The following is a 21640-nucleotide window of genomic DNA, read 5'->3' as shown; positions in this document are numbered from 1 at the left end:
TCACTGATTCACAGCTTTTCTAATGGAGTCTCTATTTTATTTAATATATCCTCTAATACTTTTTCCTGTGAATCACTTCTAGAAGATCCAATTGATGATCTTGTAGTTAAACGATGAGCTATAATGCTTATAGCTATGCTCTTAATATCTTCAGGTATTACATAATCTCTTCCGCTAATAGCAGCTAATGCTTGCGCTCCTCTCATTACATTCAATGACGCTCTTGGAGATGCTCCTAACTCAATATCATAGCTTTTTCTTGTTTCAGAAATAATATCTAATATATATGTTTTTATTTCTTCACTTACATTTATATTTGAATAATTCTGCTGCACATATCTTATTTCCTCTATAGATACTACTGCCTCTAATTTTTCTAAAGGGTCTTCATTCATATATTTATTTAATATAGCTCTCTCTTCTTCATATTCTGGATACCCCATCGAAAGTCTCATAAAAAACCTATCCATTTGAGCTTCAGGCAATGGAAATGTACCAAATTGTTCAATAGGATTTTGAGTTGCTATTACAAAGAAAGGATTGTCAAGCTTTAAAGTGTTTCCCTCGATAGTTACTTGTCTCTCTTCCATGCACTCAAGTAAAGCTGACTGAGTTCTAGGTGTAGCTCTGTTTATTTCATCTGCTAAAACTATATTACTCATTAACGGTCCCTTTTTGAGTTCAAACTCTGATATTTTTTGATTATAGTAGTATATTCCAGTAAGATCTGATGGTAATAAATCAGGGGTAAATTGAACTCTTTTAAATGTGCAATTTAACGTTTTAGCCAAAGCTTTTGAAAGCTTTGTTTTTCCTAATCCAGGTATATCCTCAAGAAGCACATGTCCGGAACAAATGAAGGCTACAATTATTTTATCTATTTTTTCTTCTTTTCCAACAATTACTTTCCCAATATTATCTTGAATCTTTTCTCTAAATGCTACAAACTTATTATTTTCCATTAGTTTTAGATAACTTATTGTTATCTTTCGCCCCCCTTTTATATAGCTTGATATCTATGTTCTTTATATAATTATACATATACTATTAAAATATTTGCAACTTTTAGAATCGTTTACTTCTATGTAATATAAAAAACTTTCAAAATATTAAGTTTTTTATATATATACCCTTACAAATTTATATGAGTAAACTCTGACAAGTAAATAAATCTTCTTTTTTACTATATAGACAAAAAAACTTCTAAACCCTTTGAAATCTGAAGGTTTAGAAGTCTTAAAAATTTTATATTTTATTTTATAGCAAAAAAACGAAAAAAGCCAGTTTACATAGCTTTTTTCGTTTAATATCTCACCTAAATTCCCACAAATACCATAATTGAAGAAACGGTTATATATTTGTATACGTTATCATCAACTACCTTTATTATATCATATTTCATAAATATTGCAACATTATTTAGTTATTTTTGTATAAATGTAGTATTATTTATTATCCCCTCCAACTATTAACTTATCTTAAGCCTGAATATGTGTAAATATAAATACGTATACTAAATTAAAATGCAAAATAAATTTTAAAATAGCCCTATAAATTATTATATGTTTATTTAAATATTCACAATAATCCCCCCCTAAATCAATTGGGTAATTTAATGTATTCCTATATAACCTCATATTTAATTACTAGTTGAGCCCTTTAAATTTAAAACATCTTGAAGAAATTGTTAAATTTTTATCTTTACAAAAAATATGATTAGTGTATAATATATTTATAACAAATAATAATTATTAGTTAATAAGATATGTATATTAATATGGATAGTTGAGGAGAGTGATCTTAATGCGTTCTTTAGAAGTTAAAAACGATATTCATTGGGTAGGAGCTTTAGATCCAGATTTAAGGATTTTTGATATTATAATGTATACTCCAAACGGAACAACTTATAACTCATATGTAGTTAAAGGTAGTGAAAAAGTTGCTATATTTGAAACAGTTAAAGTTCAATTTTTCGATCAATATATAGCTAGACTTGAAAGTTTAAATGTTGATATAAATAATATAGATTATATTGTTGTTGATCATACAGAACCTGATCATGCTGGATCAGTAGCTAAGCTATTAGAACTTTCTCCTAATGCAAAAATAGTTGGATCTGCTCCAGCTATAAAGTTCATGCGTAAAATTGCTAATACAGACTTTGAAGCAATAGTAGTTAATGATAAAGATACTATAAGTTTAGGTAATAAGACATTAACATTTATATCTGCTCCATTTTTACATTGGCCTGACTCAATATACACTTATGTAAAAGAAGACAAAGTATTAATAACATGTGATTCCTTTGGCAGTCATTTCTGCTTTGAAGGGGTATTTGACGACTTAATACCTGCAGAAGATCATGATAGATATATGGAATCTTTAAGATACTATTATGATTGTATTATGGGGCCATTCAAGCCTTATGTTTTAAAAGCAATTGAAAAAATAAAAGATCTTGAAATAGACACAATTTGCACAGGTCATGGTCCAGTTTTAAGAACAACTGCATGGGATGTAGTTAATTTGTATAAAGAATGGAGTACACCTGCTTCACCAAGAGAAGATGGAAAGAAAAAAATCACTATATCATATGTTTCAGCATATGGTTATACTGAACAATTAGCTCACAAGATAGCAGAAGGGATTAATTCTACTGGAGCTTATGAAATTAAAATATATAATGTAATCCATCATGATATGAAAGATATAGTTGCTGATATTAGTGATTCTGATGGTATCCTATTTGGTTCACCTACAATTGTGAGCGAACTATTAGAACCTATCAGAGATGTTTTATCAAAATTAAACCCAGTTATACATGGTGGCAAAGTGGCAGCAGCTTTCGGTTCCTATGGATGGAGCGGAGAAGCTGTTCCAAGAATAGAAACAAGATTAGAAGAACTTAAGATGAAGATTTACGGACCAGGATTAAAAATAAACTTCAAGCCTTCAGAAGAAGATTTACAAGAGGCTTTTGAATTTGGAGTTGGTTTTGGAGAAATGGTTCTAGGAAAAAAAAAATCTCATCTCCAATCCAACAATAGGCCAACACTAGAAAAAATTGAGAGCTCAACTGGAGAATTAAAACTTTGGAAATGCGTTATATGTGGTGAAATATTCGAAAGTGAATTACCACTTGAAATTTGCCCAGTGTGTGGTGCTGGAAGTGATCAATTTGTAGAAGTTGAAAGAGAAAATGCTGCACCTATTGAGGAAAAGAATGATAAGTACGTTATTATAGGTAATGGTGCAGCTGGCTTCTACGCAGCTAAAGCAATAAGGGAAAATAATAAAAAAGGTGAGATTACAATCATATCTAAAGAGGAAGTACGATCTTATTTTAGACCTCAATTATCAGATTTGATTACTAAAGAAATTCCTGAAAACAAGTTCTATATAGCTCCTGAAAAATGGTACGAAGAAAATTCTATAACACAAATTCTTGGAGTTACAGTTACAGATATCATATCAGGTGATAAAGTAATTAAATTGGATAATGGTGATTTCCTAAGTTATGACAAGCTAATACTTGCTAATGGAAGTTATAATTTCATTCCTCCTACAGCAGTTATATCCCCAAATGGAGAAAAACTAGATGAATTAAATTCATTTAACTATTCTAAAATTAATGGGGTATATACAATTAAAGATATTAATGATACCTATGAAGTTAAGAATGCTTTGAAGGACTCTAAGAACGCAATAGTTATCGGTGGTGGTTTGTTAGGTTTAGAAGCAGCTTATGAAATGTCAATGAAAGATACCAAAGTTACTGTAGTAGAATTCTTACCAAGATTACTTCCTAGACAGCTGGATGAAGATGGTTCTAAGTTATTCAAAGATATAATTGACAAATCTCAAGTAAATGTCATATTAGGTGAGTGTTGCAAAGAAGTTATAGTTGAAAATGGTACTGTTACTGGCATTAAACTAGCAAGCGGAAAGATCATGAACTGTGACTTACTGCTATTCTCAGTAGGAGTAAGACCTCATTGTGAATTGGCAAAGCTTGCAGGAGTAGATATTAATAGAGGAATCCTAGTTAATGATAGTATGGAAACAAATATACCTTCAGTCTATGCTTGCGGAGACGTCGCAGAGCTTAATGGGATAGTGTATGGCACTTGGCCTGCTGCTATTGAAATGGGAAAAGTGGCCGGAACTAATGCTGTTTCCAACTGTAAATCCTTTAACAAGTTTGTTTCATCTGTTATGTTTAATGCTTTAGGTGCCCATGTATTTTCTGCTGGTTCTGTAGATTTTGGGGATGAATCACTTGAAGAAATTATTAATAGTAATACTCCTAAGGATCAATACAGTAAACTATTCTTTAAAGATGATAAACTTGTTGCTGGTATACTTATCGGCGGATTAGGAAAGGCAACTAAAATTCTTAGCGGAATAAGTAAAGGAATCTCAAAGAATGAAGCTTTATCTTCAGGCTTGATTTCTTAATACTATCTTTTTATAAATAAAGTTTTTATAGAGTTACTATATAGGAACTCTTCAGATATAGATAAATAATTGAATTTTATTATTACTTTATTTATAAAAATAGAAAGGTAAAGATTTAAAATCTTTACCTTTCTATTTTTTAGTTGTTATCTTCATTTACTACTTCATCATCGCTATCTATATTTTTACGATGCCCAACAAATCTAAAGTCTTCGGCTACTACTTCTGCTATGTATTTTTTATTTCCATCTTTATCCTCATAGCTTCCTGTTCTTAGTCTTCCACTTAGACTTATTATACTTCCTTTTTTCATATATTTACAAACAACTTCAGCTTTCCTTCCCCAAAGGGTAACAGGAATTAAATCAGATTTTCTTTCCCCGTCTGAAGATTTAAAGTTTCGCTCTACAGCAATGATAAATTTAGTATATATTTTCTCGCTGTCTTCAACTATTCTTAGTTCAGGGTCCCTTATTAATCTTCCTAATAAAACAATTTTATTCATATTTTAACCTCCTGAAAATTCATATTGTAAATTCTAACCATTCAGGAGATTTTTATACATATTTATTACTCACTTAAAATAATTGTTTTCCACTCTATTGCTCTGCAAGAACAGCATTTATTTCCCCACCTAATAATAATATTAGCGAAGTTATAAAAAGCCAGGTCATAAGTATAAACACCGCACCTAAACTTCCGTAAAACCTTGAATAATTACCAAAATTATTAACATAGTAGGAAAATAAATATGATACTAACAGCCACCCAACAGTACTGACAACTGCTCCTGGAAGAACTTCGGACCATCCTAACTTCCTATTTGGAGTAAAATGATACAATGATGCAAACACTAATATCATCATAGATATTAGGAACATAAACCTAACCATATCCCACACAAATTTTATGGTTTCATCAAAAGGAAATCTAGCCATTAAAAACTGACCGATTAAATCTCCAAATACCATAAGAAATAACGTTATAACTATCATTAGCGCAAACACTATTGTACATAAAATAGCTATTGAGGTAACTTTGAAATATGATCTGCTTTCTTTTACCTCATATGCCTTATTTAAACCTTTTATAACTCCACTAAAACCAGAAGAAGATGTCCATAATGCAAGCAACAAGCTAATCCATAGCAAGTTCTTTTGCTGGACTTCAACAACTTCTACTACCGTAGATCTTATTAGATTAAAAGCACTTACTGGTAAAACCAAACTCAAGCTTGATAAAATTTGCTCGCTTTTTAAGCTACTCATTCCTACAATTGTCATTATAAACATCAAGAACGGAAAAAACGAAAGTATTAAGTTATATGCTAACTGAGAAGCCAAAGCAATAATATCATCATTCATTATTTTTTTAATAAGTGTTTTTAAAATATCAGTCAAACAACCTTTTTTCACCAAACAATCTTTATTCATTAGACCACCTTTTTTAATGCTCATAATAATAATATATTGTACTAATATATATTATTATTACCTATAATATTTAAATTATATATGGCAATTTATATAACACACTATCAATTACTTATAGTTAAGTTAAATGTTATAATTCCGAAAATTTAAGCAACACCTTCTTTTATAGTAGAAAGGTGCTGCTTTTCTCTAAATACTGTGCGCTCTCTTAAAAAACTTATTCATAAAAGCCTTTAGCACTTTATCTTTTGTTATGTATAAAATCACTAAATAATAAAGTACATTAATTATTACTGCAATAAAAAATACAGGAATAACCTTATTAGTTATCATTCTTATTGCTAAGGTTATAGGAATAAACATCAAGGAATATATTAGATACTTAAGTTTCTCTAATTTAAATAAATTTAGTTTTACCTTAATGAGCTTACGCAAAGAATTAATATGATTTTCTCATCTTCCATGGCTAAAACTGTAAACTCACTACGTTCGAACAGTACAGTTTTACTTTTTAATAATCCATACTTTTTATAAGCATTTCATATCTTAAACTTAAGAAAATAAAAATTCTATTTGATTAAAAAGTAAATAATAATAATTTACCGCCTGCACAACCACTTTATTTCAATAATATTCTTATACTATACTTAAATCTCTGTACCAACATCACGCTCTTGTAATTTAAACTTTTTCTATTTTATTTATACAGTAGTAAGTAGTATAATTTACTTGTTATGTAAATATGAATTTTACTAGATTTAGAGAGGATGAATTATATGATAAATACTATAGAAAATCAATTTTTAAAGATAAGTAGCTCAACTCATGGCGGTGAACTTCACAGTATATTATCAAAGATAGATGGTACAGAATTTCTTTGGAATGGTGATGAAACCTTTTGGAAATATCATGCTCCAATTTTATTCCCTATTGTAGGAAAAGTTAATAATAACGAGTACTCAGTAGATGGAATTAAATATTCACTACCTCAACATGGGCTTGCTAGGGTAAAAGAATTTGAGCTAATTGAAGCAACTGACAGTTCTTTTACATATGAATTGAAATATTCTGAAGAAACTTTAAAAGTATTTCCTTTCAAATTTTCACTTAAAATCATATATTCTTTATTTGAAAACACTTTAAACATCAATTATGTTGTAACCAATGTTGATTCTAAAGATATGTTTTTCTCAATAGGTGCACATCCTGCTTTTATGTGTCCTTTATTGGACAATGAAACAATGGATGACTATTATTTTGAATTTAGTGAAAACGAAACAAGTTCCCTAATGCCATTAAATAGTAACGGCTTTTTTAAGAGAGAACAAACTCCGTTTTTAGAAAACGAAAAAGTAATCCCTTTATCCAAAGAATTATTTAAAAATGATGCATTGGTTCTAAAAAACTTGAATTCAGAAGTAATTTCCTTAAAATCTAAAAATCATTCTAAATCACTAGATTTTAATTTTTCAGATTTTCCTTATCTAGGACTTTGGTCAAAACCTTCAGGTGCACCTTTTGTTTGCATCGAACCATGGCTTGGACATTCTGATTTCGAAGACTTTACTGGGGACTTTTCACAAAAGGAAGGAATTTTAAAACTTGCCGAAAGTAAGATCTTCTCTTGTAATTATTCAATAAAATTTAATGTCTAGTATATAAAGGTAATATTAAAGTGGTACACCAATATAAGATGGTGTACCACTTTATCATTTAATTTCCGTGTTCCAAAATGTTCTTAGCTCAGCTTTTAATGAATTCGAATCGTTTATAATATTATATTTACTTATCCATTCCTTTGGCATCAAAGTCATATATTTATTAGTAGCAAACCTGTCATCAATAAGTAATACTGCCCCTATATCTTCTTCTGTTCTAATAACTCTTCCAGCAGCCTGAAGCACCTTATTCATACCAGGGTATGTATAAGAGTAATCATATCCTATTGCATTATCAGCAAAGAAGTTTCTTATCAATTCTCTTTCAGTGCATAGTTGCGGAAGTCCAACGCCAACAATTACCGCACCTATGAGCCTGTCATTTGTTAAATCTATTCCTTCAGAAAATATTCCCCCAATTACACAAAAAGCTATCATAGTATTTTGTGGGTTGTTGCTAAATCTATTAAGAAACTCTTCTCTTTCTTCTTCATTCATTTCTCCACTCTGTATTAAAGTGTCTAAATACGGATATGTATTTGCAAATTCATCATAGACATTAATCATAAATGAGTATGATGGCAAAAATACAATATAATTACCCAATTTTGAACTTGTAAAATTATATATATATTCAACTATACCTTTTATGTTCTTCTCTCTATCCTTATATCTTGTAGATAGCTTCGCTATATTTAAACTCATATTTTCTCTATCAAAAGGCGAGGCTAATCTAAGTTTATAACTATGTTCATTACCTCCCAGTACATCAATAAAATAATTTAATGGTGTCAATGTGGCTGAAAAAATTATTCTGCTTTTTGCTCTCTCCATTGAATTTATCATTTTATTTCTAGGATAAATACAAAACAACTTTAATATAACCTTTTTATTTGAGCAATCCACATAGCTTATATAACCATCGTCATACCCTTCTCCTATACTTATAAAAGAATTCAACTCAAAATACAGTTCTAATATGTTCTCGTAACCTTCAGTACCTCTGCTCTTGATCAAATACTCATCACATTCTTTTAAAAAACTTCTTATTAATGGATATATTTCTTTAGGGTTTTCATCAAGCACCAAATGGCCTTCCTGTATTTCTTCCGCCCTTCTTCTCAGTTCAATCATAAAAGAATTTAACGCGTTAAGACTTTTATGCATTCCAGGTAACTTACCCTTAGCTATTTTCTTGCACTCCATTATCTTGCTTTTATCTATCTCAGCCGAAAACATTTCTCTTGCACGTTCTACTAAATTATGCGCCTCATCAACTAAAAAAATATACTTTTCACTTACATCCTCGAAAAATCTTCTTAAATAAACCTTAGGATCAAAGGCATAATTATAATCACAAATTATAGCATCGCACGAAAATGTTAGATCTAATGAAAATTCAAAGGGACACACCTGATGTTTCATAGCATACTTCTCAATTGTACTCCTTGTTAGTGAGTCCTCATTTGTTATTATATCTAATGTAGCTTCATTTACTTTATCATAATAATTCTCAGCGTATTTGCATTCTTCTGGATTACAAGCAGCTCCTTTGTTAAAGCATATTTTATCTTTTGCTGTAATTGTAATTGATTTACAACTTAATCCCTTTTCTCTTAGCCTCTGAAACCCTTCTTCTGCAACAGTTCGAGTTATAGTTTTAGCAGTAAGATAAAAAATTCTATCTCCATGCCCTTCGGCCAGCGCCTTCACTGCAGGAAATATTGTTGATATTGTTTTACCTATACCTGTAGGAGCCTGAACAAATAATGTATCTTCTTGTTTTATTGTATTATATGCAGCTACTGCAAGTTCTCTTTGACCTTTTCTATATGTATTGAAGGGGAACGTAACTTCATAAATAGAATTATTTCTTTTTTCCTTCCACTCTGCTTCTATTTCCGCCCATAAACAATAATTTTCTACTACACTCATAACAAAGTTCTGAAGATCGTATTCACTAAAACTTTTTCTTATGGACTTTACTTCGTTTGTACTAAGCTGATAATAGCTGAGTTGAATATCAATGTTATTAAGCTTATTATCAATCAAATAAAAATAAGCATAAAATTTAGCTTGGGCCCAATGAAGTGGATTATAATCTTCATCTATAATAGTTAAATTGCTATTAGTACTTTTTATTTCTTCAATGACACTAATGCTACCATCCTTAATTATCCCATCAGCTCTTCCTTCAATGATGATGTCAAACTTATCAAATTGAAACTTATGTTTCATATAGACCTCTTTTTGATAATCTGACATTTCCTTTTCATTCTGCTTTTGAAGCTTCTGATGAGCTTTAATCCCTTCTTGCGCTCTAGTTTTGCTCATAAATCTATTATCTATACTTCCTGTTCTAAGTACAAATTCTACAATATTCCTAACTGATATTCTAATATCCTTTTTTTCCATATATTCATCCTTTTTCTCAACCACGCAACTTTAGTGGTATAATTAAAACACGATAAGTTAATTATAGAATAACAAATGTGTATGTCAAAGGGAGATTTTTCAACATGAATTTAAATCTTTTAAAAAGGTATATCCCTGTTTTATTTGTAGTTATATGCGGTCTTTTTGTTGGGGTATATCTATCTTTCATATATGACAATCAAAACGCAGGTGCTACAACAATTAAAGTTAGGTCTTTTTCGCTAAAACAACATTCTCCACTTAACTCTAAATCATCATATAATGGATTAGTCCACGTGGTTGATTATGATACTTCCATTGTAATTGACCTTAGATATGCTACTGATAATAACTTTACCAAGAAAAAGGTTTATCCAAAAGATATATGTCTTCTACAAAAAGGTACTCTTAATAAGCTCATTGCTGCAAATAATGAATTTAAAACTCATGGGTACAGAATAAAAATATGGGACGCATACCGTCCACCAGAAGTACAACAGTATTTTTGGAGCATAGTTCATGATACTCGCTTTATTGCAAGCCCTTATGCAAATTGGTCCAGGCACAATAGGGGTGCTGCAGTTGATATCACCTTAGTAGATGAAAACGGAAAAGAAATAGAGATGCCTACTGGCTTTGATGAGTTTAGTACTAATGCATATAGAAATAGTACTTCTATGAGCATAAACGCCAGAAATAATATGAATTTACTTACTTCAATAATGGAGAAACATGGTTTTAATCCTATCCAAACCGAATGGTGGCACTACGATGATAAAGATGCAGATAATTATCCAGTTGTAAACTTATCTTTAAGTGATATACAATAATAAAAATTGCATATTTGCTAAACTGTAAAAAAATATGCATGCACAATATTTTAGAATTTGTGCATGCATATTTTTTAACCAGAACCAGAAATTTATTCAGCGTGATACTCATTTACTAATTTTTGAACCAACTTTTTAATTACACTTGCTTGTGCTATAAGGGACATCACCATTAAGAATATTCTTATTCTTTCTTCATCAGATGACGCTAATTTTAGATCTTTTACAAAATCCTCTATCTTCTCCTCATTTAACAAAGGCGCTTTTAAGAAATCTTTAAAAGTATCTGTTTGAACCTCAGAAAATACTTTATACGCATCTTGCCAAGATATTATGTCATCAGTCCTATCATTTATCTCATTAAATGCTAAACTAAACACTTTTTTTATTTCCTCAGTTGTTAGTAATGGCCTCATGTAACTTAAAAGCATCAACTGTGCAAGGTGCAACTTTGTATAGCCTCTCTTCTTTCCATCCTCTGGTTTAGTTATTACTTCACTTTTTATATAGTTTTGAACAATATTGTTTGTATATTTATCATCTATAAACTTATCATTTAAATAATCAATAACTTGCGATAAAAATAAATCATATTTCGGTAACTCATCATAAGAAACCATACTGTTCTTTGACATTTCTTCTGCTAATTTTATTACATAGCTTAAATCGAAACTTTTGTCGTCCATAATAACACCTCTAAATATAATCAATTTACTTTATCTTTTAATAACATTATATAGTACATATAAACCTATTACAAGTTAATTTCACCTATTTATTTTCAAAATTATCTATATGTATATGGATGTGCCACTTAGTAATAGAACTTATTATTTACTATTTGAGCTTTATTGTTAGTAATAATTTTAATTATCGTATTTTTCCACACTAATCCACAGTTATTCACAGGTTATGAACAGTATATGTTGATAACTTAACACAACATATTGTGGTTGTATCCAAAATGTAATCTTTTTTGCACATTATCCACAATTAGCATGTGGATAACCTGTTTATTACATGTGGAAATACTGCTAAAATAGCTTGTTATTCAACAAATTATCTTATTTTAATACATTTAAAATATTACATTATTTTTACAGACTAATTATTTATTACATCCATTACTTATTTGCCTTACTAGTAGTTTGTTAATTTTATAATATAATTGGCTTATTTTCCATATAAACATAAACAATTTTTATTTTTTTTACATATACTATCAATATAGAAATAAAAATTTCTATCACAAATAGATTAATTTCGACAATACTAATCTACTATTCCAACAAATTACTTTTTTATTTACCAATTTTATTTTTTAATAAATACTCATTTTTTTCAATAATTTACTATTAATTTCTTTAAAAATATTAATTTAATTATTTATTATTGAAGATATAGTAAATTTATTGAGGAATTATGTATTTTTAAAGCTAATTAGCAGTATTGACTTTTCAAAAAAATGGTAGTATATTATGGATATAAGTTTACTAAATAAAATTTTTGTAAAAAACTTAAAAATATTACGAATTAACATTGACTTTATATTACATTTTTGCTAGTATTATAATATAATTTGTCGAAAGATGTAGGATATGAGGAGGAAACAAAAAATGAAATCAACAGGTGTAGTTAGAAGAGTAGATGAGTTAGGAAGAATAGTTATTCCTATAGAATTAAGAAGAACTTTAGACATAGCAGAAAAAGATGCTCTAGAAATATATGTAGATGGTGAACAAATAATTTTAAAGAAATACGAACCAGCTTGTATATTCTGTGGAGATGCAAGAGATGTTATAAACTACAGAGGAAAGAATATCTGTAAGAACTGCTTAGTAGAACTTAAAAACGATAACAAATAATTATATATAGTTTTAATTTTTACTTTAAATAAGCGCTTCGACTCCCCTTGAAGCGCTTATTTCTTTGTTTTATATGAAAATATATAATTAAAAACCAATGTAACTTGCTATTTTATTTAATTAATTAGATTTTTATATCTAAAAGACTTTAGCCACTACATATTTGTAGAGTGCTTATAGACCTCTGACTTTGGAAGTTTACGTTCCTTGGCTACAAGTTTTATCGCTTCTTTCTTTTCCATGCCATTATTTATATTTCTCAATATATGTTCTTCAATACTTAAATCTTCCCATGTTGCTTTTTTCTCATTTTCAATTTCTTCTTTAGTTTTACCTTCTAAAACTAATACAAATTCGCCCTTAGGCTGTTTATTTGAAAAGTATAAAATCGCTTCACTAATAGTAACTCTAACAATTTCCTCATGAAGTTTAGTGAGCTCCCTACATATAGCTATTCTTCTATCCCCAAATGATTCTTTCAAGAAATCTAATGTACTTAATAGTCTATGAGGAGCTTCGTAGAATATTATAGTTTCACTTCTATCCTTAAGCTCATCAGCTACTTCCACTCTATCTTTATTCTCTCTAGGTAAAAACCCTCTAAACATAAACTTAGTAGTGTCAAACCCCGAATAAACCAATGCAGTAGTAGTTGCAGTAGCCCCAGGCAACACTTCAAATTGTATATTCTGTTCAATACACCTTTTCACAAGTATTTCACCTGGGTCTGATATCCCCGGAGTACCAGCATCTGATACAACAGCAACAGATCTTCCTGAATTAATTATACCTATTATATCTTCACTCTTTCCATATTCATTATGTTTATGGTAACTAATTAAAGTTTTTTTGATTTCATAATGATTAAGAAGTTTTAAAGTTTGCCTAGTATCTTCTGCAGCTATTACATCAACTGTCTTAAGAACCTCTAAAGCTCTTAAGGTTATATCCTTTAAATTCCCTATTGGTGTAGGAACTAAATAAAGCTTTGTCATACTTATTACCTTCTTCCATAGATTTTTTCTATCTCATCGCTATACTGTCCATTGTCGTTATATACATATAGAGGTGCTTCCCATTTCATAAACCTTCCACCATCCCTCTGTCCTTCCACTAGAACTATATTAGGCTCTCTTGTTGTATTAGGGTGAACCATCCTCACTCTTTTAGGTTCAATTTTATGCTTTCTCATTAAGCAAAAAATATCAGCAAGGCGCTCTGGTCTATGAACCATGTAAAACCTACCATTATCCTTGAGAAGGACTCTTGCTGCGATTATTACATCTTCTAAGGTACATAATATTTCATGCCGTGCTATAGCCGTTTTGTCACTTGGATTGATTATCCCTGAATTGGCTAACTTATAAGGTGGATTTACAGTAACAACATCAGCTTTTTTTATACTTTTCAAAAGTTGCAAGTTTGTTAAATCTCCTAATATAAAATCCATCTTTTCCTCAAGTCCATTTATCTTAATACTTCTGTTTGCCATTTCTACCATTTCTTTTTGAACCTCGAGTCCAGTTATACTTGATGCCTTAGTTTTTCCAGCCAATACAAATGGTACTATCCCTGTACCTGTACACATATCAATAACTCTGTTATTATTTTTTATATTTGCAAAATTAGCTAGTAGAACCGCATCTACACCAAACCTAAACCCGTCTTTTTTTTGTATCAAGTGTATTCCACCTAATTGCAAATCATCAATACTCTCATCTTCACTTACAATTTTCTTTATTTCATCACTATTTATATTTAGCATTATGTTCCTCTCTCTTTTTAATTTGATAGACATAAATATGAAGTAACTAGTCTAAATATGTACCTACGCTATATCATTGCCATATAATACATTTATATATTATACCTAACAATAACGGATATTTAAACATATCATTTTACTATAAAGTTTTCGTACACAGTTTAAGCTTTAACGATTAAATAACTTATCCTTAAAAAGTACTCTTTCTAAAAAATTAGATTATTAAAATTTATAATAGAAATTAAATTCAGTATTTATAATTAAGATTCACATAGTATGTATATCTTGCATATGTATATATTGGTAAATACGAAAAAACATCAAAGTGATCTCTTAAGTGAGTTTTTTAGCGTATATCCCCTTCCAAATGTACATAAGGCTAATTGCAGTCCAATAGCTTTTACTTCTTTTTACTGTATAGACATAAAAACTTATAAACTCATTGAAATATCTACGTTTATCTAACTTAAAAATCTTATGCTTTCCTTTACAGTAAAAAATCCAATGAAGTCATATTGACCTCATTGGATAAACCATTTACTAACTATTCTCTCATTTTTAAATAATTATTGCACTCTTCTTGATGCAACATAACCGTAGATTGGCCCTACTTTTACATCTTCACCAGTTCTAGGTGCATGAATCATTTGACCACCACCTACATATATACCAACATGTTCTGGTCTTGATGAACTTCCTCTTGTAAATACCAAATCGCCAGGTTGTAAATCTGCGTAAGACACTGCAGAACCGACATTTATTTGGTCATATGTTGTTCTTGGAAGAGGCACTCCAAACTTTCTAAATACATAACTAGTGAACCCTGAACAGTCAAAAGAACTAGGCCCAGTAGCTCCCCATGCATAAGGAGTACCTAAGTATTTGTAAGCTTCTGATAAAACACCGGATGGTGAAGTTCCTCCACCTCTACTAATTACAGGAACTTCTCTACTCTTTACTGTATCTTTAGCCTGTTCAATATAATTTACTATTTCGCTATCTAAATCAGAACTTACTACAGTTTTTCTCACTTGTCTTAGCATATCTATAGCAGAATTCAAGTCTACAGTTGAACTTGAAGTATTTTTGATTATAGATACTGGATACTGTATAAGTGCGCTTTCAGATTGTTTCAAATCCTGAGCAACCTTCTTTTGTTCTTCTTTAAGATCTGCAACTATTTTAAGCTGATCATTTTTCTTATTATTCAATTCATCTAATTGCTTTTGTGTACTTTCATTTAATTTAGCTAATTGATCTTTTTTCTTTTTTAAATCATTAACCTTATTATCAAGTTTTTGCTTCTGATCCTTTAATTCAGTTATAATTTGCTTATCTAAACTCATAAGCTTACCAACAGCTTCCATTTTGCTGACGAAATCACTAAAATCTCTTGAGCTTAAAATTACTGCTAAATAACTTTCCTGTCCTCCAGTTTTGTATATAGCTCTCATTCTTTCTCCAAAGACTTCTTCTTTAGCATCAAGCTCTGCTCTTGCCTTATCAATCTCATCTTCAGTGTTCTTAATCTGCTTTTCTGCATTCTTAATTTCATTTTTATTTTTATCGATTTGTATTACTAATGGTTGTATTTGGTCATCTAATGCATCTATCTTATCAGTCAAATCACTTATCTTATTTTTTACGTCAGAGTATTTGTCTCTACTATCTTGTATTTGTTGCTTTTGATTATCAGTAAGTGGCTCCGCATGTGCCTGTACACCAATCCCAAATACCAAACTGAATACGATTAAAGTTGATATTGCTCTTTTATTCATGCGTATTCTCAGCTTACACATATTATATAAAAACTATAACATATGAAAACTGCTCCCCCCCTATCATTGTTTTATAATAAAATTATAACATTAAACGCTTTTCGATAACAATATAAATATTTACCAATTTGTTACCTTTTGTGTTTTGTTAACAATTTGTTAATCCTTTTAAATCCTAAAACTGCTATATAACTGGGCAAACTGTATATTCAGACTAAAATTATAATTTTTAGTTAACACTTATAATATAGTTGTTTATAAGGGTATTTTTTATACATACCTTTTATTGGATCATATACCAACCAACATTTACGTATAATTTAACAATATAATTGGAACTTTAAAAACATTAGAGAATTTTTTCATTATAACCCACTTTATATAAGTTAATAATATTTGCTTCATACTAAAAATAGCTAGTGTACTTTATATACTCATAAATATTAATTTCTTGAAATAGTTAGTCCAATAGTATTAAAATAGTGTTATGCGTAAAATCAAATAACATTAGTGCAAATGCATTAAGGAGGAATTTATTTTGTATAGATTTAAGGAAGTAAACCCTTCTCAGATAAATGAGTTTAATTCCATTAATAAAAAAGGGCATATATTTCAAACATCATATTGGGCTAGTATAAAAAGAGAGTGGACTCCAAAATTTATTGGAGGTTTTGATGAAGATGATAACTTAGTTTTGTGTGCTACTATGCTCCTAAGAAAAGCACCATATGTAAATGCTTATATGGGATACATACCTAGAAGCTTTACTTGTGATTATAAGAATAAAAATCTTTTAATAGAATTCACTGATTTCATAAGAAGTTATGCAAAGGATAACAAGATATCTTTCATAACAGTTGATCCTGATATACATTTATCTGAAAACGAAAAACTTTTAATTGAGGGCGAAGAAACGAAGGACTTTTTAAAGAGTTTAGGTTTTAATAACACTGATTCAAAAAACTTTGAAGCAATTCAACCAAACTTTGTTTTTAGACTAAACCTGCCTCAATTAGAGGATAAAGAACAGGAAAAGAAAGATGTCTTTAAAACTTTTTCAAATAAAACTAGATACAATATTAAAGTATCTGAGGACAGAGGTTTAACCGTAGAAGTTTATGATAAGAATAATATCTCAGATGAAGTATTATCAAGATTTCATGAAATAATGGTTACAACAGGAAAAAGGGACAACTTTATAGTACGTAAAAAGGACTATTTTAAAGATATGATTGAAAATCTATCACCTTATTGCAGATTATATATGATTAAGTATAGTTATGAGAAAGACTTTTCTACTGTAAATACAAAACTACAAAAACAAGAGCAAGTACGTGAAAAGGCGCTAATTAAGATTGATGAATTAAGATTAAAATTCTCAGAAGAGAAGGACGAAGATAAGTCTGCTAGAATCCAAAAGAAAATAGATGATCAAGATGCAAAACTAAAGGAATCTGAAAGACAAATAGATGGTTTTAAAACTCGCCTTAAAGAAATCGAGCCTTTTAAAGGCCAAGAAATATATCTTTCAGGATCTATATACCTTTACTATGGCGGTAAAGCTTGGTACCTTTATGGTGCTTCAGAAAACATCTTAAGAGACACCATGCCAAACTTTGCTATGCAATGGGCTATGATAACAGATAGCATTGATTTAGATTGTTATCTATACGACTTTAGAGGAGTTTCTGGTGATCTTAATCCCGAAAATCCATTATACGGTTTGTACAAATTTAAGAAAGGCTTCAATGGAGACTTTGTAGAATTTATAGGTGAATTTGATCTTGTTATAAACAGTTTCGTTTATAATCTATATAAAAAAGCATTCCCTAAGTTCAAAGAAATAAGAAATAAGATAATGAATAGTAATCAGTAATAACTTATTTATAGCTAAAAAACCATCCTTCTTAGTAATCATAAAATTCTAAGAAAGATGGTTTCTTTATTTATTAAAATTCACTGTTATATTAACAATTTCGCTTCTGCTTCCTAGTCTAATTGGAGGCCCCCAAGTACCATAACCTGATGAAACTATTACATTTAAATCCTTTTTCTTTAGGTACCCATAATCTATCTCAAATATTTTACTGGTTATTAAATTATTAGGGAAAAATTGCCCCTTATGAGTATGACCTGATACCTGCATATCTATATTATTCTCCTCCGATTCATTTAAAGCAGAAGGAGTATGATCTATTAATAAAACAGGTTTTCTCTTATCCGCATTTTTTAGTATTTCATCTATAGTCTTCCTCTTTTTCCCTGTTCTATTTATAGAAACATCATCTCTTCCAACTACATAAAACTGATTATTGATTTCCTTAACTTCATCCCTCAGTACTTGAACCCCATATTTACCTAACTCGTTAGTTATAGTGTCTTCCTCGCCTCTCATGATATCGTGATTTCCAAGCGCAGCATATGTTCCATACTTTGAATTAATCTTCTTAAATTCAGCGGCCATATTTCCATTCATAAAGGGTTTAACTTCTGTATCAACTATATCTCCTGCAAACAATACAATGTCAGGATTTAGCCTATTAATCTCCTCTACCATAGCACTTGCTCTCTTGCCATCTATAAGATTTCCTAGATGTATATCAGATACCATAACTACATTTAACTTATCCATACCTTCTACTGTTTTATTGACTTCTAATTCATATTTTTTCACATAAGAATGGCTACCATTCCAGGTTCCATATATCATGACAACCCCTATAAATAAAACTATTATTAAAGTTGTAACAAAAAGTATATCATTACTTCCCCTCATACTTGGTATAAATGAATATCGTCTATTAACGAACGCAATTATATCAACAACAGGCAATATAATTATTAAATAAAAAAATATACCTATCCAATATACTCCTATTAAATTAAAGATATCGAAGATTTTACCTGACACATAATTACCTAAAAGCATAGTTACAATATAAGCTACTGCTACAACGCAAAATACACCCCAAAATATAATACTATTTACAGGAATCTTTACTGCAAGCCCCTTATATATTCTAGTTCCAATATAATAATTGCTCAAAGCATATATACCAAAGAATGCTATAATAAATAATACTATTTTATAGTTCAAGTTAACTTCCTCCTATCACAACGTTTAAAATTAACCCTATAAACATGCTCAAAATCTAAAATTAGAGTTACCTTCTCAGGCAACTCTAATTCATTCCGTACTATTTTATAAATCTCTTACTCATCTTTCCTTGTATCACCGAAGAAAAAATCATTATCACCAAAAATACACCAATCCAAACCTTAGTCAAAGACGGCAAGAAATAGTCTAGTCCTCCAATTACAACTCCAATTATACCTAGTATCAAATTGAATTTACCATTAAACGCAATGTACCCATTTATATCTTTTGCATTACTTCTTTCAACGTTTTTTCTCAATCCCTTACTAAAAAGTACAAGTACTCCAAAAATTATGTATACTATACTTGCTATTTCTATTATTATAGTTGTAAGCTTCATTGATAATCCCTCCATCTAATATAATTCCAATAATTATACATTTATTATACAACATAAAATATTAAATTTATATCTTATATTTTTTCATTTTGTATGTTGACATCTATGTAAAAGTGCCTTATAATTAACAATGTGCCACGGGGTGTAGCGCAGATGGGAGCGCGCGTGGTTTGGGACCATGAGGTCGCAGGTTCGATCCCTGTCACCCCGACCAAAAAGGAATTGTATTTATACAATTCCTTTTTATTTTATCCTTGTATTTATAATATTCAATATATCGTCAATAACCTCGCCGTACTGCTTAACTTTCTCTGTTAAATCACTATTCTCCTTTAACAATTTTTTATTTTCATTATTTTTATCTTCAAGCATTTTATCGAAGCTTTCAATAATTGAAGAAAACTCTTGATATCTATTTCTCAAACTATCTATTTCTTCCGAAAAACTATTTAATTTCTCTTTAACATTTTTTATTGTTTCTTCGTCTTTTGATGCATTTTCCTCTTCTGGCTCTTCATAAATCTTATCATCCTCGAATCTATCAACAACTGTAGTTCCTTCCATAGCAAACTTCAATTGCAATATCTTTAATCCATACTCTTGAGAAGCTGCCCAATTGCCTGAAAGTTCTTCTACATATTTAACCTTTCCAGCTAGATATGAAAAGTGCCTAGGATCTGAAGTATTATCGCTAGGATACCCTTCTGCTCCTGCATATAGCGCTAAATGGTCTAATTGCGCTGAAACACCGTCTTTCCAACTAGCAAACTTAACAAAAGAATCTGCACTATCATCTCTACCACTTGTACTTTTTAATCCTGCTGGATTCTTATAGTTTTCATCTATACTACCTTCAAATTTACCAAATCCAGTTTCTAAAGCAGCTTGTGCATATGCTATTGTAGGGTTTATATTTCCGTGAAATGAATATAAGGACCAATATAAATCAGCTAAAGATATAAATAGATCTGTTGCTTGATTATTTTTCGCCCACTGTTTAGCTTGATCCTTCAAACATGATGTTTTGGATATCAGAGATGTAAGTCTATTATCATTGGTATCACTTGAATCAGTATTCTCTTTATACGGTTTTCCTATATAGTCAAGAAATCCTTTGGCTATTGAAAGAGCAACTTTATCCTTAAAGCTATCTTCTCTTAACAATGCTTCTTCACTAGAATTGCTTATAAAGCATGTCTCTACCAATATTGCAGGCATATTAGTTTCTCTTAATACAGCAAAATTTGCGAATTTAACTCCCCTGCTACTTAAATTAATCTCATTCACTAGATTATCCAGAACTCTTTTTGCTAATAATTCTCCTTCTCCACCTTTTACTAATGCATATACCTCTGTACCATTGGCCGACTGAACATCTGCACTATTTATGTGTATACTTATAAAATATTTACAATTAGCATCATTAGCCAGTTTTGCTCTTTCTGAAAGCCCTAAGTAGGTATCATCATCTCTTGTTTGTTCCACTGTAACTCCATTTTCTCTTAAAATCTGTCCACATTTTTTAGCAATATAAATGTTACATTCTTTTTCCTGCAAACCTGTTGGGCCAATGGCACCCGGATCTCTTCCACCATGACCAGCATCCAATACTAAATCTATCATATATAAATTCATCTCCATATAATATTCAACTATTATATGTATATTTAAATAACTCAATATTATTAATTGTTTTTTCTTTTTCTTTCTAAGTTTTCATAAAAACTTTCTTCTTTTGATGCTGCTTTACACAAAGATATACAAAAAAGTACAACTAAGATTGAGAAAGCTGTTGCTATTATATAAAACATAAATATCACCTTTTCTTTGAATAATTCAAATATTGTAATTTCGCACTTATAGCTATAATTAGTGTTTGTAATTTAAATTATTTTATTCACATAAATTTATTATTTTTTTACAATATATGCTTAGGTTTAA

General features: G+C 29.9%; 17 protein-coding genes and 1 tRNA gene. 6 read left to right on the top strand and 12 right to left on the bottom strand.

Features of this window, described 5'->3' with window-relative positions:
- Positions 1-8: 8 nt before the first annotated feature.
- Positions 9-962 carry an AAA family ATPase gene (locus tag JHL18_RS06640; protein ID WP_200267363.1) on the bottom strand — a complete coding sequence of 318 codons (954 nt, stop codon included), beginning with the start codon at positions 960-962 and terminating at the stop codon, positions 9-11.
- An 841-nt stretch (positions 963-1803) separates the two neighbouring features.
- Here JHL18_RS06640 and JHL18_RS06635 point away from each other — a divergent pair.
- Positions 1804-4458, top strand: a complete 2655-nt coding sequence (locus JHL18_RS06635; protein ID WP_200267361.1) for an FAD-dependent oxidoreductase — start codon at positions 1804-1806, stop codon at positions 4456-4458.
- A 139-nt stretch (positions 4459-4597) separates the two neighbouring features.
- On the opposite strand, the gene JHL18_RS06630 is transcribed toward JHL18_RS06635, so the two are convergent.
- Positions 4598-4963, bottom strand: coding sequence for a single-stranded DNA-binding protein (locus tag JHL18_RS06630; protein ID WP_200267359.1), 366 nt, complete (start codon positions 4961-4963; stop codon positions 4598-4600).
- Positions 4964-5057: 94 nt separating this feature from the next.
- Positions 5058-5891, bottom strand: a complete 834-nt coding sequence (locus JHL18_RS06625; protein WP_200267357.1) for a YihY/virulence factor BrkB family protein — start codon at positions 5889-5891, stop codon at positions 5058-5060.
- Positions 5892-6667: 776 nt separating this feature from the next.
- Here JHL18_RS06625 and JHL18_RS06615 point away from each other — a divergent pair.
- Entirely contained in the window at positions 6668-7546 is an 879-nt protein-coding gene (locus JHL18_RS06615) for an aldose 1-epimerase family protein (RefSeq protein WP_200267354.1), read from the top strand.
- Between the two features lie 54 nt (positions 7547-7600).
- On the opposite strand, the gene JHL18_RS06610 is transcribed toward JHL18_RS06615, so the two are convergent.
- Positions 7601-9964 carry an ATP-dependent DNA helicase gene (locus JHL18_RS06610; RefSeq protein WP_200267352.1) on the bottom strand — a complete coding sequence of 788 codons (2364 nt, stop codon included), beginning with the start codon at positions 9962-9964 and terminating at the stop codon, positions 7601-7603.
- A 104-nt stretch (positions 9965-10068) separates the two neighbouring features.
- On the opposite strand from JHL18_RS06610, the gene JHL18_RS06605 reads away from it, so the two are divergent.
- Complete coding sequence (locus JHL18_RS06605) at positions 10069-10794, top strand: M15 family metallopeptidase (protein ID WP_200267350.1); 726 nt, start codon at positions 10069-10071, stop codon at positions 10792-10794.
- A gap of 92 nt (positions 10795-10886) precedes the next feature.
- Here JHL18_RS06605 and JHL18_RS06600 read toward each other — a convergent pair whose 3' ends face one another.
- The gene (locus JHL18_RS06600) at positions 10887-11480 is read right to left on the bottom strand and encodes a DUF1836 domain-containing protein (RefSeq protein WP_200267348.1); all 594 of its coding nucleotides are present in this window, start codon (positions 11478-11480) and stop codon (positions 10887-10889) included.
- A gap of 930 nt (positions 11481-12410) precedes the next feature.
- On the opposite strand from JHL18_RS06600, the gene JHL18_RS06595 reads away from it, so the two are divergent.
- The gene (locus JHL18_RS06595) at positions 12411-12659 is read left to right on the top strand and encodes an AbrB/MazE/SpoVT family DNA-binding domain-containing protein (RefSeq protein ID WP_183275578.1); all 249 of its coding nucleotides are present in this window, start codon (positions 12411-12413) and stop codon (positions 12657-12659) included.
- 155 nt (positions 12660-12814) lie between these two features.
- On the opposite strand, the gene rsmI is transcribed toward JHL18_RS06595, so the two are convergent.
- From rsmI to JHL18_RS06580, 3 genes are all read right to left on the bottom strand, one after another.
- Entirely contained in the window at positions 12815-13660 is an 846-nt protein-coding gene (gene rsmI, locus JHL18_RS06590; protein ID WP_200267630.1) for a 16S rRNA (cytidine(1402)-2'-O)-methyltransferase, read from the bottom strand.
- Entirely contained in the window at positions 13660-14424 is a 765-nt protein-coding gene (locus tag JHL18_RS06585; RefSeq protein WP_200267628.1) for a tRNA1(Val) (adenine(37)-N6)-methyltransferase, read from the bottom strand. Before JHL18_RS06585 ends, rsmI begins: the two co-directional genes overlap by 1 nt.
- A 566-nt stretch (positions 14425-14990) precedes the next feature.
- Positions 14991-16223 (bottom strand): C40 family peptidase, encoded by a 1233-nt coding sequence (locus JHL18_RS06580; RefSeq protein WP_207752975.1) that lies wholly within the window; start codon positions 16221-16223, stop codon positions 14991-14993.
- Positions 16224-16740: 517 nt separating this feature from the next.
- On the opposite strand from JHL18_RS06580, the gene JHL18_RS06575 reads away from it, so the two are divergent.
- Positions 16741-18078, top strand: a complete 1338-nt coding sequence (locus JHL18_RS06575; RefSeq protein WP_200267344.1) for a lipid II:glycine glycyltransferase FemX — start codon at positions 16741-16743, stop codon at positions 18076-18078.
- Positions 18079-18144: 66 nt separating this feature from the next.
- On the opposite strand, the gene JHL18_RS06570 is transcribed toward JHL18_RS06575, so the two are convergent.
- Together JHL18_RS06570 and JHL18_RS06565 are read right to left on the bottom strand one after the other, a co-directional pair.
- Positions 18145-19299 (bottom strand): metallophosphoesterase, encoded by a 1155-nt coding sequence (locus tag JHL18_RS06570; RefSeq protein WP_200267337.1) that lies wholly within the window; start codon positions 19297-19299, stop codon positions 18145-18147.
- Positions 19300-19399: 100 nt separating this feature from the next.
- The gene (locus tag JHL18_RS06565; RefSeq protein ID WP_200267335.1) at positions 19400-19699 is read right to left on the bottom strand and encodes a hypothetical protein; all 300 of its coding nucleotides are present in this window, start codon (positions 19697-19699) and stop codon (positions 19400-19402) included.
- A 138-nt stretch (positions 19700-19837) separates the two neighbouring features.
- Here JHL18_RS06565 and JHL18_RS06560 point away from each other — a divergent pair.
- Positions 19838-19913: transfer RNA gene (locus JHL18_RS06560), tRNA-Pro, on the top strand.
- Positions 19914-19942: 29 nt separating this feature from the next.
- On the opposite strand, the gene JHL18_RS06555 is transcribed toward JHL18_RS06560, so the two are convergent.
- Both JHL18_RS06555 and JHL18_RS26200 read right to left on the bottom strand, forming a co-directional pair.
- On the bottom strand, positions 19943-21322 hold the full coding sequence (locus tag JHL18_RS06555; RefSeq protein WP_200267333.1) for an N-acetylmuramoyl-L-alanine amidase: 1380 nt from the start codon (positions 21320-21322) through the stop codon (positions 19943-19945).
- A 62-nt stretch (positions 21323-21384) separates the two neighbouring features.
- Entirely contained in the window at positions 21385-21510 is a 126-nt protein-coding gene (locus JHL18_RS26200; RefSeq protein ID WP_274600942.1) for a hypothetical protein, read from the bottom strand.
- Positions 21511-21640 lie beyond the last annotated feature (130 nt).

It is taken from the genome of Clostridium yunnanense (genome assembly GCF_016595795.1).
GTDB lineage: Bacteria > Bacillota > Clostridia > Clostridiales > Clostridiaceae > Clostridium_AR > Clostridium_AR yunnanense.
This window is presented reverse-complemented; position numbering and strand designations above follow the sequence as displayed.